The sequence below is a fragment of the Thermogymnomonas acidicola genome, assembly GCF_014646795.1.
Classification (GTDB): domain Archaea; phylum Thermoplasmatota; class Thermoplasmata; order Thermoplasmatales; family Thermoplasmataceae; genus Thermogymnomonas; species Thermogymnomonas acidicola.
This window is the reverse complement of the sequence record NZ_BMNY01000001.1, coordinates 967,661-980,958: the sequence shown is the minus strand read 5'-3', so window position 1 is coordinate 980,958 and position 13,298 is coordinate 967,661. Positions and strand designations below refer to the sequence as shown.

10 protein-coding genes are annotated in these 13,298 nt (G+C 56.1%); 9 read left to right on the top strand and 1 reads right to left on the bottom strand.

Annotated elements, in window-relative coordinates:
* The 5 genes from alaS (at position 1) to IEW66_RS04970 (ending at position 8,380) form a co-directional block, all read left to right on the top strand.
* Positions 1–2,628 (top strand): alanine--tRNA ligase, encoded by a 2,628-nt coding sequence (gene alaS, locus IEW66_RS04990; protein ID WP_188680823.1) that lies wholly within the window; start codon positions 1–3, stop codon positions 2,626–2,628.
* An 8-nt stretch (positions 2,629–2,636) separates the two neighbouring features.
* Positions 2,637–4,349 (top strand): site-2 protease family protein, encoded by a 1,713-nt coding sequence (locus IEW66_RS04985; RefSeq protein ID WP_188680821.1) that lies wholly within the window; start codon positions 2,637–2,639, stop codon positions 4,347–4,349.
* A gap of 40 nt (positions 4,350–4,389) precedes the next feature.
* Positions 4,390–5,457, top strand: coding sequence for an ATP-NAD kinase family protein (locus tag IEW66_RS04980; RefSeq protein WP_188680819.1), 1,068 nt, complete (start codon positions 4,390–4,392; stop codon positions 5,455–5,457).
* Position 5,458: 1 nt separating this feature from the next.
* Positions 5,459–6,565, top strand: a complete 1,107-nt coding sequence (locus IEW66_RS04975; RefSeq protein WP_188680817.1) for a glycosyltransferase — start codon at positions 5,459–5,461, stop codon at positions 6,563–6,565.
* 81 nt (positions 6,566–6,646) lie between these two features.
* The gene (locus tag IEW66_RS04970; RefSeq protein ID WP_188680815.1) at positions 6,647–8,380 is read left to right on the top strand and encodes a DUF2070 family protein; all 1,734 of its coding nucleotides are present in this window, start codon (positions 6,647–6,649) and stop codon (positions 8,378–8,380) included.
* On the opposite strand, the gene aroC is transcribed toward IEW66_RS04970, so the two are convergent.
* Positions 8,348–9,466 carry a chorismate synthase gene (gene aroC, locus IEW66_RS04965; RefSeq protein WP_188680813.1) on the bottom strand — a complete coding sequence of 373 codons (1,119 nt, stop codon included), beginning with the start codon at positions 9,464–9,466 and terminating at the stop codon, positions 8,348–8,350. The genes IEW66_RS04970 and aroC overlap by 33 nt on opposite strands.
* A gap of 127 nt (positions 9,467–9,593) precedes the next feature.
* Here aroC and IEW66_RS04960 point away from each other — a divergent pair, with 127 nt between their 5' ends.
* Genes IEW66_RS04960 through IEW66_RS04945 form a run of 4 tightly spaced genes read left to right on the top strand, consistent with a single transcriptional unit; the run spans position 9,594 to position 13,237 of the window.
* Positions 9,594–9,935 carry a putative transcriptional regulator gene (locus tag IEW66_RS04960; protein WP_188680811.1) on the top strand — a complete coding sequence of 114 codons (342 nt, stop codon included), beginning with the start codon at positions 9,594–9,596 and terminating at the stop codon, positions 9,933–9,935.
* Positions 9,936–9,991: 56 nt separating this feature from the next.
* Positions 9,992–11,959, top strand: a complete 1,968-nt coding sequence (gene lonB / locus IEW66_RS04955; protein ID WP_188680808.1) for an ATP-dependent protease LonB — start codon at positions 9,992–9,994, stop codon at positions 11,957–11,959.
* Complete coding sequence (locus tag IEW66_RS04950; protein WP_075056420.1) at positions 11,952–12,362, top strand: hypothetical protein; 411 nt, start codon at positions 11,952–11,954, stop codon at positions 12,360–12,362. Before lonB ends, IEW66_RS04950 begins: the two co-directional genes overlap by 8 nt.
* The gene (locus IEW66_RS04945; RefSeq protein ID WP_188680806.1) at positions 12,359–13,237 is read left to right on the top strand and encodes a carbohydrate kinase family protein; all 879 of its coding nucleotides are present in this window, start codon (positions 12,359–12,361) and stop codon (positions 13,235–13,237) included. Before IEW66_RS04950 ends, IEW66_RS04945 begins: the two co-directional genes overlap by 4 nt.
* Positions 13,238–13,298 lie beyond the last annotated feature (61 nt).

Here is a 13,298-nt window from a genome sequence, read left to right as displayed (position 1 = left end):
ATGACCCAGGAAACGGGGCCACTTGAACTTGAGTTCTTCACAAGGAATGGCTTCATGAGGAAGAAGTGCACCAGCTGCGGTTCCTACTTCTGGACGCTTGACGCAGGAAGGGAGAGGTGCGGTGACCCTCCGTGCTCAGAGTACGAGTTCATAGGAAACCCGCCCACAAAATACAGGTACACCGTGGACGAGATGAGGGACGCCTTCATAAACTTCTTCAGCAGCACCCACAAGGTACTGAAGCCTTACCCCATAGTACCAAGGTGGAGGGATGACGTCCTGCTGGTCAACGCCTCCATATACGACTTCCAGCCCCACGTCACATCAGGCAGGGTTGAGCCGCCCGGGAACCCCATAGTCATGTCGCAGCCCTGCGTGAGGATGAACGACGTTGAGAGCGTGGGTGCCACGGGCAGGCACCTGACAAGCTTCGAGATGATGTGTCACGACGCCTTCAACAGGCCTGGCCGGTACGTGTACTGGAGGAGCGAGACAGTGGAATACTGCCACAGGTTCCTCACCGAGGTGCTCGGTATAGACGGCAAGATAATCACGTACAAGGAGAAACCGTGGTCCGGAGGCGGCAATGCTGGCGCTGCAGTCGAGGTGTTTGTCAGGGGGCTCGAGGTCGCCACACTGGTGTTCATGGACCTCAGGGAGGACCCGAACGGTGACATAGAGATTGAGGGCACCAGGTATTCGCACATGGAGATGAACATAGTGGACACGGGCTATGGCCTGGAGAGGCTGGCATGGCTCTCCCAGGGGACTCCGACCGTATACCACGCACTCTACGGCGACGTTGTAGACGCCATCCTTGAGGCATCTGGCAAGAGGAGGCTGGGTGATGAATACCTGGAGAAGATAGTGAAGCACCTCGCCGGCAGGGATGAGTACGGCACATCGTCTGTCAGGGAGGCCCTGGGAAGCGATGCAACGGAGGAGAACCTCCACCTCTACAAATATACCAAGGACGCCTTCATTGTGGCAGACCACGCAAGGACGCTGTTCTTCATGTTTTCCGATTACGTCATACCTTCAAACACGAAGGTCGGCTACCTTGCCAGGCTCCTCATAAGGAGGTCCCTGAGGGCCCTGGAGGAGCTCGGGTGCAAGCTCCAGCTCTTCGACATTGTGAAGATGCAGGCCATGAAGTTCAGCACCATTGTGGCCAATTTCCCGGAGGGCTTCGTCAGGGTGGTGCTGGAGCGGGAGGCTGAGAGGTACAGGGAGACCGTGAGGTCTGGCACAAATGAGGTGCGCAGGCTCATATCCAGGGGCAAGGGCATAGGGCAGGAAGACCTGATCACTCTATACGATTCTCACGGTATACCGCCCGAGCTTGTGCAGGCCATAGCGGAGGAAAACGGTGTCAAGGTCACCGTGCCCGAGAACTTCACCCTCATGGTGCTGAAGAGGCACGAAGTTAAGCCCAGGGTGGAGAAGAGGAGGGAGGATTACCCTGACATAAAGACGAGGCCACTCTACTACGACGACGGGTCAATCCGTGATTTCAACGCACTTGTCCTCTTCTCCAGGGGAAACGAGATCATAACGAACCAGACTGCCTTTTACCCTGAGGGGGGTGGGCAGCCCTGCGATACCGGTTACTTCACGTACGGTGGCAGGAACATAAGGGTCATGCATGTGAAGAAGGTTGGCGATGCCATAGTACACGTGCTTGAGGAGCCAATACCGGAAAGGGCAAGGATAATGGGCCACGTCGACGGTGAGAGGCGCTGGTACCTATCCGTTCACCATTCCGCAACCCACCTGCTCCTTGGCGTACTGAGAAAGGTCCTCGGTGAACACGTCTGGCAGAGCGGCGTGCAGAAGAACGTCGAGAGCAGCAGGCTGGACATTACACACTATTCCAAGATAACGGAAGAAGAGATCAGGAGGATCGAGAAGGAGTGCATGCGTGTCATCGCTGAGGACAGGAAGATAATTGTAACGAACATGGAATGGAACAGGGCCCTGTCCAAGTACGGGTTCAGGCTCTTTGAGGGCGGCATACCAGAGGGGCCCAAAATAAGGGTTGTTGAGATAGAGGACCTCGATGCCGAGGGGTGCGGGGGCACGCACCTGAGTTCCACAGGCCAGATCGGCATGGTAAAGATCATAGGTACGGAGACCATACAGGAGGGCGTCCAGAGGCTCACTTTCGTTGCCGGCCCCGCCGCGCTTGACCACTTCCAGAAGGAGCACGCGGAGATGGAGAGGATAAGGCTGGAGCTGAAGCCACAGGGCAGCGTAAGCGAGGCAGTTTCAAGGTTGCTGGGGGAGAAGATAGGCCTGGAAAAGGAGGTCGAGAGCCTGGCAAGTGCTGTTGCCGAGAGGTACCTGGAGGGCATGGATGGAGGGGGCTTCAGGGTCATAGAGGTGCCCAACATACCCGTGCTCCTGAAGAAGATACCCACCGTGGTGAACTCCAGGAAGGTGCCAGGCGTGATAATGCTTTACAGGGACGGGAGGGAATACAGGGTGGTCTGCACCTCGTCCACGCTCAGCTGCGCCGGCGTTCTCCAGGTCGAAGGCCTCAAAGTACTCAGAGAAGGGCAGAGGTACGCAGAAGCAGTTTCGCAGGAATACCCTGAAAAGTTAATAAGCAAGTTTAACGCTAAATAGCAAAATAAATGTTTGACGAGGAGGAAGTAAGGCAGATACAGTCAAGGGTCTCGAAGTACTACGAGGTCGAGGGTGCAGAGAGGGACGGCGACTTCCTCGTCTTCAGGGTATCGAACTTCGACCTCTATGGCGAGGAGCACTTTACTTCCCTCGTCCGGGAGCTGGAGAAACAGGGTTACGTGGCATTCACCACCGCAGGCGGATCTGAAATCACCATAGTGAGGAAGACCTGGGACAGCAGGGCCTTCCCTTACAGGTACATCCTTCTGGCTGCCACGCTGGCAACTGTCATATATTCCGGTTACAGCTATTCAAGCGCAACTTACGAGGCAAGCACATTCGCGGGCAACCTCCAGAATGCCCTCATCTTCTTCTTCATACCTGTCCTGACCTTCCTCCTGGCCAGGGAAATACCCAAGGCCATGATACTTAAGATGAACGGCATGGAGTACGGGCTCTCCATCTTCATACCTGACCCCATAACCCTGGGCACCCTTGGCAGCGTGAACGCGCCCAACAGGCCATACCCGTCAAGGAAGGTAATGCTCTATTCCGGCCTTTCATCACTCCTCTCCGGTTTCATCATCGCCCTCTTCTTCATTTCCATTTCCACACTGAAGGGCCTCCCGCAGATCGACTACTCAAGGGCAATAAACACGCCCTTCAGGAAACTACTTTTCCCCCTCCTCTATACCGGGATACTGGACCACTTCCTCCCCCTTGGGAGCGCGCCGAACATCCTGGGCTTTGCGGGGTGGGTAGGCATCGTTGTCACCGCGTTCAACGCGCTCCCCCTCGGCTACCTTGACGGCGGCCTGATATTCTCGGCCGTACTCGGCAGGAAGTCCGTTTACCTCTCTTACATCTCGGTGGCCCTGCTGGTCGTGCTTGGCCTTTACTACCCGTTCTGGATACTGCTGGCTGTCTTCGCAATAGTGTTCGGAATCAGGGGCCCGACGTCACTGAACAACGTCTCCCCACTGCCCAGGCTACGGGATGCAGCTGTCGTAGTAGTCCTCGTGCTCATAGTGCTCGGAATAGTACCACTGCCCTACCATGGGGGCAGCACGCAGTTCAGGGTGACCATAAATGAAGAGTACTACGTCATGGCGTACGGCATGGGAGGAAACGCCTCCTACAACGTGACGGTCTTCAACCTTGGGGATGCGCCCATAGTGCCCGCGTTCTCCGTGAGCCCGAGTGTTCCCATGTACGTATACGGCGGTGGGAGCCCGATAGAGCCCGGGGGCGAAGCTAGTTATACGCTGAGCCTGGGCCTCCCGCCAACAACGCACCCCGGCGAATACTCATACTCCATCGGTGTGTATTCCGGCTCCTACTCGGTGGCGTGCAGCGTCAGGGTCATTGTGGTGAACCTGACCCCGGAAATACTGTTCAACGGCAGAAACCCCCTTTCAGAAGAGGCATCAGTCGGGACAGACACGAACATGACGCTGGAGAACGCGGGTGGGATGAACTACACCCTCTCCCTGATGATCGTTGCCCCAAGCGGCATGTACTACCAGGTGGGCATGCCGGACAACCTGACCATTGACATGAACGGGACGCACATGTTCTTCTCAGGCCAGGTGAAGCTCGGCGCTGGCGATTCGATTGTCATGCACCTGAAGGCCCTCAGCGACCCCGGGATGATGTACGTGGTGGCCTTCAACTCCACCATGGTGGGCGCACTGGCAGCGGTGGATATCACTCCTTACTGAACAGTGGAAACAATAAGTTAGTGGTTTTCCATGTTGGTGCATGCGCGTGGGCTTCCTTGTGAACCCTGTGGCTGGCTCTGGCCTGTACAGGTCGTTAAGGGGTTCCGATACAATGAGGGAGCAGGTGGGCAATTACGCCCACACCAGAGCATTGACGTTCCTCAGGAGCCTCAGGTCGAGGCCCCACCTCCTCACGTGCTCGGGCCCCATGGGGGAGCAAGAGATAGTTGAGTGCGGCCTGAGCGATTACGAGGTCATACACTCCCCGGGCAGCCCAACGAGTGCAAGGGACACCGAGGAATTCTGCAGAAAGGCGCTGGAGGAGGATGCTGACATCATCGTTTTCGTTGGCGGGGACGGGACAGCAAGGGATGTTACCGGAGTGGTGGACAGGAACATACCTGTGTTGGGCGTACCGGCAGGGATGAAGATGTACAGCGGGGTCTTCGCCTCGAGCCCGGAAGCTGCGGCAGCTGTGCTGGACAGTTTTGGCAGCAGCTCACAGATATCTTTGGAGGAGGCCGATGTGGTGGATGCAGATGAAATATCGATGAGCAGGGGGAGCCTGAGGCTCGTGAACTACGGAAAGGCCCTTGTCCCGGGCTCGGGTGGCGTCGTCGCGTGCCCGAAGTTCGACATGGGGAGCCCGGACTCCTCAGACATAGTGGAATACATAATTGACAACATGAGGGATGGCGTTGCATACGTTGTCGGTACAGGAAGGACGTGCAAGTCGCTGGTCAGGGCACTAGGCGAAGAGACTAATGAGTTCGGTGTGGACATAGTGCTAGGTGGGAGGGTCGTAGTCAGGGATGCAACGGAGGAGCGGATCTTCAACGAGGTATCAAGGAGGGAGAGCGTGGCCATACTCTCACCCATAGGCGGGCAGGGGTTCATTCTCGGCAGGGGGAACAGGCAGATCAGCAGGAGGGTAATGGAGAAGGTCACCTGGCCCAACGTCCTGGTGATCTCGACCCTCCAGAAGCTCCTCTCCACGCCCCAGCTCAGGATCGATTCGGAGTACGCCGGGCTCCCGGGGTTCAATGGCTTCACGAAGGTACTCTACGGTTACGGGCTTTTCAGGATGTTAAGGGTAACGGAGATATGAGATGAGGATCGCGTTCTTCACGGAAACATACTACCCAACGCCTGACGGCGTATCCCATTACCTGCACGAGGTGAAGAGGGGCCTCGAGGCCAGGGGGCACGAGGTCTTCGTCTTCACACTTACGGGCCAGCTTGAGAGGAACGTTGTGAGGCCACTCTCGGTGCCCATGTTCTGGTACAGGCAGTACCGCTGGCCCGTGAACTTCTTCCCGTTCATCCTCTACAAGAAGATGAAGGATGTGAACCCCGACGTGATACACATCCACGACCCTTTCTACATGGGGACGCTCGGGTACAGGCTGGCAAGGGAGCTAAGGAGGCCCATTGTAGCAACGTTCCACACGGACTTCTCTAAGATGATGGATGCCGTGAGCCTGCCCATGAAGGAGACGCTCTTCAGGATCTCATGGCGCTACAACATGTACCTCTACAGGAGGTGCGATGCTGTCCTGGCACCGAGCCCGAAGGCGGCCGAACTGCTGCGTTCCAATGGTGCCGGCAACGTCCGTGTCCTTCCGCTGTTCACAGACCTTTCAAGATTCACATGGTGCAGGAGGGAAAGCGTTAGGCCCTTTCTGGCTTATATCGGGAGGCTGACTGTAGACAAGGGCGTATGGAGGGCGGTGGAAATAGCCCGGGAGCTGGGAAGGAGTGTGGGGGGCACGAGGCTCATGATAGCGGGCACGGGGCCTGAGGAGGAGAGGCTGAAAGAGAGTGTGCCTGAATACAAAGAGGCAGAGATAGAGTTCCTGGGCTACGTGAGCGAGGAGGAAAAGCAGAGGATACTCCGAGAGAGCTACTTCTTCGTCTATCCGTCCACATCTGACACGTTCGGCATATCCGTGCTGGAGGCCATGGCGACCGGCCTGCCAGCCGTGGTGACACCGGGCTTCCCACTCCTTGATTTCACGGGGTCAGGGGACTGCACGATCCTGCATACTGAACCGCCTGAGACCGCTGGAAGGATCAGGGCGCTGCTGGAGAACCCATCCTCGTACATGCAGCTCTCGGAAGGAGCAAGGCAATTCGTTGAGAGTAACTTTTCCAGCGAAGCCCACATAGAGAGCCTCCTCTCAATATATTCCTCTATTCGTCAAAAGACGAAATGAGCTTCCTATACTGACGCAGTGAAGGGCCTCCTGCCCCGCCCCGTAGAAAAGTATTTTAGAACTCCCAGCATGCGTCTTGCATTGAGGGACAGGCAGGCGCACCACCGCAACTTCGAGGAGCTTTCCAAATACATAAGGAGATCGCCACAGTGGTATTACTATCCAGCACCGGCGGCTGCAATAATGGCCCTTGACTACCATGCACTGGGCAACCTTGTCTTCACTGTTGATGTCATACTCCTTTCCTACGTCATAGTGAACCTTGGAGACATAGCCTTCGCCAGGATCACGAAGTTCGAGTTCCCCGCCAGGAGGGTATTTGCCCTGAACTTCCTGTCGCTCATCATATGGAACATATTCTTCTGGGCCGTCTACGGGACGGGCTTCATAAGGATCCCCGAGTACGCTTTCATGCTCTCCATCTCGTCTGTGGCCCTCCTGAGATCGCTGATGTTCTACACCTACTATTCAGAGAGAACACTGAGGGCAATAATACCTAGCCTGAACTACACATATGCCGCCATATTCACCATGGTCCTGGTTTACCGTGACCTGATAACTGTCATCCCCTTCCTGCTCTCCTCCATAATTTACGTCGTCGGTGGGGTGCTCTTTGCAAGGGCCTCGGTGAGGGCTTTCAAGCAGAAGTACAACGAGAGCCCCATAAAGATAATCAACTTCTTCCTGAACTACAGGCCAGACAAGGACCAGACCGTGGGCCAGAGGTTCATGGAGCGTCTCTACAGGAGCTGGAGAAAGGTGCCCGTGAAGGTGCTCCAGGTCCTCAGGGAGAGCGGGGAGCCAAAGGTCACCCTTGTGTTCCCTTACGTGCACCCTGGGCCGTTCGGCATACTCGGTTCTAGCGACCTCCCGAGGAGGTTGCAGGAAAAGCTGCCTGACATAGGCACCGACCTGATGGTCTTTCACACCACCACCACGAACAGCAACAACTGTGCAGGAGAGGAGGACATAGACAGCATAGCCATGGGCGTGCGCGAGGCACTCCAGAACTCTGTGGAGATCAGGAACGTTTCCAGGTTCAAGAAGATCAGCGCCGGGAAGTACACTGTTGCGATGCAAAGGTTCGGGGACTTCGGGATGGTGGCCCTGGTACCAGAGAGGGAGCCGTTCGATGACGTATCCCTGAAAGAGGGCCTCAAGATCATGTCGCACCTGAAGAAGGCCGGACTATCTGATAGTGCTGTGATTGACGCGCAGAACAACTATTCACAGGGGGCCCGTGAACTGGAGGATTGCAGCAGCGTCCTGAAGCCCCTGGAGAGGGAGATCAAGAGGCTGCAGCCTAAGTATGAAGCCGAGGTGGGGTACTGCAGGGTTTCCCCCAAGTTCAGCGCCATGGGAAAGATGGGCATCCAGGCCCTGGTCATAAGGACAGGTGGGCGGAGCAACGCTTACGTCCTGACAGATTCCAACAACATAGTGAAGGAGGCAATAGAGGCCGTGAGGGCAAGGTGCTCTGGCCTTGACAGCGTAGAGGTCTACACCACCGACAACCACATAGTGAACGCGAGCACTCTTGACATGAACCCCCTGGGCATGAGGGACAGGGTTGAGGATGTGGTGGAGAGCATACTGGAGGCCATAAGGACGGCATCGTCCAACCTGGAGAAGTGCAGGTTCGTGGCCGGATCTTCCGAAGTGAAGGTGAGGATGGGCGACGAAAACACCTTCAACAGCCTGAAGTCCATAGTTTTCTACTCACTCCAGAGGGCAAAGGTAAACATAATGATCACCGTGCCCAGCAGCGTGTTAGCCTCACTCCTAATCTTCAGGTTCCTCGTGCCCTTCTTCTAAGGCCCTGAGGAACCCTGGCCCTAGGTCCCGGAGGAGGATGTCTAGGAGCACTATTGCCGTTGCCGTCTGGACAACCGGTACAGCCCTTATCCCTATGCACGGGTCGTGCCTGCCCACGACCCTGAGTGTCTTCTCCTCACCGGTCTTGAGGTTCACCGTCCTGAGGGGCTTCCTTATGGAGGATGTGGGCTTCATCACAACATCGAACCTGATGGGCATGCCGTTGGTTATGCCACCCAGTATGCCCCCATTGTTGTTCGATCTCGTCCGGAAGATTCCATCCTCCAGGAAGATCTCGTCCACCACCTCGCTGCCTTTGGAGCCCGCAAACCCGAAGCCCCGGCCAAACTCGATGCCCTTCAGGCCAGGTATTGAGAACATGAACCTTGCGATCTCGCCCTCCACAGAATCGAATATTGGATCGCCCACTCCAGCGGGCACGCCCCTGACCTCCGTGGCTATCCTTGCACCCAGGCTGTCACCCTCAGATAGCGTGTCCCTCAGGAGGAGTGAGGCCCTGGCATCGCACTCCCCGTCCGGCATCCTCGTATCAAAGGCATAAGCGCCGTCCTGTCCCTGGGGAGGCCCGTGATCGCAGCGTACCTCTCCTATCTGCTCTATCCACGACACTATCTCTATGCCGGCTCTGTTTAGCACCTGGAGGCATATTGACCCGGCAGCAACGATGGGTGCTGTCATCCGTCCAGAGAGGAAGCCGCCCCCCTCGTATGGCCTCCACTCCCCGTACTTCAGGAACATGGTGAGATCGCCGTGGCCTGGTCTCGGGTTGTCCCTGATCTCATCGTAGTGCTTACTGATCACGTCCTGGTTGTATATCACGCCGGATACCGCACCACCGTTTGTATGATCCTCCCTCAGGCCAGAGAGGAAAATCACATCGTCCCTCTCCCTCCTCTGGGTTGTGAATATGGACTGCGCCGGCCTCCTCCTCTCCATCCAGGCAGCAGTCTCTTCTTTGCTGATCTTAAGGCCTGCTGGAAGGCCATCCAGCACGAACCCTATGGCTGGGCCGTGAGACTCACCAAAGAGGGTCAGCCTGAGCTGATGACCTATGCTGAATCCCATGCTGACCTGATGTATAGTGAGGATAAAGAGGTACTATGTATGTGATACAGCTAGTGGGTGTGCAAGAAACACCACATGTAATAGGTGCCATGGGAAGATTTATATATAACCTCCCGGTTTGAACTTTATGGAACTTGTAGCCGATGGAAACGTAATACGTTCACTGAACCGCAGTGAACTCAGGAGAAAAGTCCTATTCTACCTCCTCTCCATATACCCTTACAGGTCATACCTATCAGAGATATCCAGGGCAGTGAGGTCCGATCCTTCGAACGTCAAGGGGTGCCTAGAGGGACTGGGAGTCAGGTACACCGGAGAGGAGTCCCTTGTGGGCCTTGGCCTTGTGGTGGTTGAACAGTCCAAGAACGGCTTCAGGTACTTCAAAGTGAACCCGGACCTCATAGAGGACATAAAGGCGCTCAAGACCATGTTCAACAACAGGAAGGTATTCGCAGTCGAAATAGGCTAGAAAAAAGGGAGAATTTTTGATACAAAGGCTTAATTACTAATTTTTAATGGTGTACTGTGGACGAAGAACTAGAAAGCGTTGAGGAATGGATCAAGAAGCTGAACATCAAGTCCACGAAGGATGTTCAGGTTCCGAAGATCCTTTTCGACCAGGTAATCGGGCAGGACGAGGCAGGTGAGGTCGTCAAGAAGGCTGCCATACAGAAGAGGCACGTCCTGCTCATAGGTGAGCCTGGTACAGGGAAATCAATGCTTGCGCAGTCAATGGTTGATTTCCTCCCCAAGGAGGAGCTTGAAGATATACTCGTATTTCCAAACCCTGAGGATTCCAACAGGCCAAAAATAAAGACACTCCCTGCAGGCAAGGGCAAGGAGGTTGTTAGGCAGTACCAGATAAAGGCGGAGAGGGAAAAGAAGGACAGGTCCAGGGGAGTTCTGTTCCTCATCTTCTCTGTGGTGTTCCTGGGCCTGATCATATCCATAGTGATAAGCAACTGGACAATACTATTCTTCGCCATCATAGCGGCCGCGATACTCTGGATGGCTCTGGCCTTCAACCCCGCCATGAGGACAGAGAGGGCAATGATACCGAAGCTCCTGGTATCGCACACCCCCAACGACAAGCCCCCGTTTGTAGATTCGACAGGAGCGCACTCCGGTGCGCTGCTGGGTGACGTCAGGCACGACCCGTTCCAGTCCGGTGGCCTGGAAACGCCGGCACACGAGAGGGTTGAGGCTGGCAACATCCACAAGGCCCACAAGGGCGTGCTGTTCATAGACGAGATAAACCTGCTGAGGCCAGAGAGCCAGCAGGCGCTCCTCACTGCAATGCAGGAGAAGAAGTTCCCCATATCTGGCCAGAGCGAGAGGAGTGCTGGAGCCATGGTGCAGACTGAGCCTGTGCCATGCGATTTCATCCTGGTGGCTGCAGGCAACCTTGATGCCATACAGGGTATGCACCCAGCACTGAGGTCAAGGATCAGGGGCTACGGATACGAAGTTTACATGAACTCCGTCATGGACGATACAGACGAGAACAGGAGGAAGCTGGTGCAGTTCATTGCCCAGGAGGTGGTTAAGGACAAGAAGATACCGCACTTCGACACCGGCGCCATTGTGGAAGTCATTAAGGAGGCACAGAGGCGTTCAGGCAGGAAAGGCAAGCTCACACTGAGGCTCAGGGAGCTCGGCGGCCTTGTCAGGGTGGCAGGCGACATAGCGGTGAGCGAAAAGGCGGACATCGTGACAGCAGACCATGTCATAAGGGCAAAGCGCCTCAGCAAGCCCCTGGAGCAGCAGGTTGCTGACAAGTCCATAGAGGTCAAGAAGCAGTACAAGACATTCCTCACCGAGGGATCGGCAGTCGGCACGGTTAACGGTCTGGCCGTTGTTGGTGCCAACAATGGCCTCTCCGACTTCTCAGGCATAGTCATGCCCATAGTGGCAGAGGTCACGCCGGCTATTCAGAAGGGCAGGGGTGAGGTCATAGCCACAGGCAAACTGGGAGAGATTGCAAAGGAGGCCGTGCAGAACGTTTCTGCTGTGTTCAAGAAGATAAGCGGCAGCAGCAAGGACATAACCAATATGGACGTGCACATACAGTTCGTGGGCACCTATGAGGGTGTTGAGGGTGACTCCGCAAGCGTCTCCATCGCAACTGCAGTCATATCTGCCATGGAGAACATTCCGGTGGACCAGAGCGTTGCAATGACAGGTTCTCTCAGCGTGAGGGGCCAGGTGCTCCCTGTGGGTGGCGTGACAGCCAAGGTGGAGGCTGCCATAGACGCTGGCCTCAAGAAGGTCATCGTGCCTGCTTCCAACTTTGGAGATATAGTACTTGACCACGCGCACAAAGACAGGATAGAGATCGTGCCAGTAACGACCATCAGGGAGGTCCTGGAGAACGCCCTTGTCGACTGCCCTGCGAAAACAGAGCTCCTGTCAAAGATGGGCGGGCCCGTGGCCGAGGGGACGAAGGCGGTCATGCCCAACAAGAAGGCCAGGGCTGGAGGTAACGTTGCCTGATTCGTTCCTGGCAGACATCTCCGGGTGCAGGTTTGAGGATCTCGTCCAGAGATCCGGTTCACTGAATCACTTCACAATTTTTCTGAATCCCGGCATCGTCGTCTCGAGGTTCCACCTCGAAGTGGCTTTCTCCCTGCTCCCGAGGTTCCAGAACACGCGTATTAAGAACAGGCACGCACTGTTCTGTGCACTCCTGACCGGCGAGAGGCAGGCAAGGGTGGCCCTTGAAGCCGCTAGGCCACCAGGTGATAGGGCTGTTGTGTTCACCGATGCCTCGAGGGAAGAGGCCCTGAGGGAGTTTCCGTGCCTGAGGCCCATTGCTGAGATACCGGAGGACGCAAGGGAGAGGGACAGGGAAGCATTTGCAAAGATATGTAGGGCAGAGATGAATCTCCAGGTATGAGTGTGGCTTACTTCGGCCATGTGAACCTGGACAGGGTCCTGAGCGTTGGCTTCATCCCTGACGAGGGTTCAGTCCCGGTGGTCAGTGTTAGGGAGACCGTTGGTGGCACCGCAGGGAATTTTGCCATAGCAGCTTCGAGGATAGGCCTGAGGGCCACAGTATATTCTTCATGCTCGTCCAGCGTCCTGGGGAGGCTTAAGGAGAAGGTGGGGGACTGTGTGGAGCTAAGGGTCGATGCCTCAGACGGTGAGTGGCCCGTCTGCACCATAGCGTCTGACGGTAAGAAGCAGGTGGCCTACATATACCAGGGCGGAATGGCAAACTGGGCACCCAGGTACAGTGAAGGTGGGGAGGCATACCTGCACTTCACAACCGGTCCCCCAGCGGAGTACCTGAAGATAGCGAGGAATTGGAGTGGCAAGGCCATAATATTCGACCCTTCGCAGGAGATATCGTACGGCTACGACAGGGACACCGTCAGGGAATTCCTGGGGCTTTCGACCTTCGTGCTCGTGAACAGGGCCGAGCTCGCACACATGGTGCGTATATCTGGCATGAGCGAGGATGAGATCTCAAGGGAGGTCACCTCAGTGATAGTGACCGAGGGCGATAGGGGTGCGACCATACTCTCTGACGGGCGGAGGGAACATATTGGGGCATTTCCGGTGGAAAGGCCCTTCGACACCGTGGGCGCGGGTGACGCCTTCCGTGCCGGATTCCACCTGGGCCTGCAGAGGGGGGCAAGCCTCCAGTCCTCGGTCCTCCTGGGGAACTACGTGGCATCCAAGTGGGTTTCTCACAGGCAGGGTGAGTTCCAGGTTACCAGTAGTGACATGGACAGGATCGCCTCTATACTGGATGGCGGGGCAAGGTAAGGAATATTCAGAGTGGTGTTTCGGCACCCTGGTGTCACTGTATGCAATGGGAGATGTCTGG